This is a genomic window from Ruminococcus sp. MCC718 (genome assembly GCF_018783905.1).
Taxonomy (GTDB): Bacteria; Bacillota; Clostridia; order Lachnospirales; family Lachnospiraceae; genus Hominisplanchenecus; species Hominisplanchenecus faecis.
Map to the genome: position 1 here is coordinate 1 of NZ_WQNP01000162.1, position 280 is coordinate 280.

General features: G+C 40.4%; 1 protein-coding gene. It reads left to right on the plus strand.

Features of this window, described 5'->3' with window-relative positions; genetic code table 11:
* Positions 1-280: IS200/IS605 family accessory protein TnpB-related protein (locus GPK60_RS12885; protein WP_215660554.1), on the plus strand; the 280-nt coding region annotated here is incomplete at both ends.

Genomic DNA, 280 nt, shown 5'->3' on the forward strand with positions numbered 1-280 from the left:
CATAAAGTAACCAGATGGATCGCAGAATACTGCAGAAAAGAAGATATCCGCTGTGTAGTTGTGGGAGACATTCGAAATATCCGTAAAGAAAAAGATATGGGACATAAGACCAACCAGAAGCTTCACAGCCTGCCATATAACAGGCTGTATATCATGCTGGAATATAAACTAAAGCGGTATGGAATACAATTGATAAAGCAGGAAGAAAGCTATACCAGCCAGTGCAGCCCGTTATCACCAGAAGTATCAAAAAGATATGCAGAAGCATCAAACCGAAAAG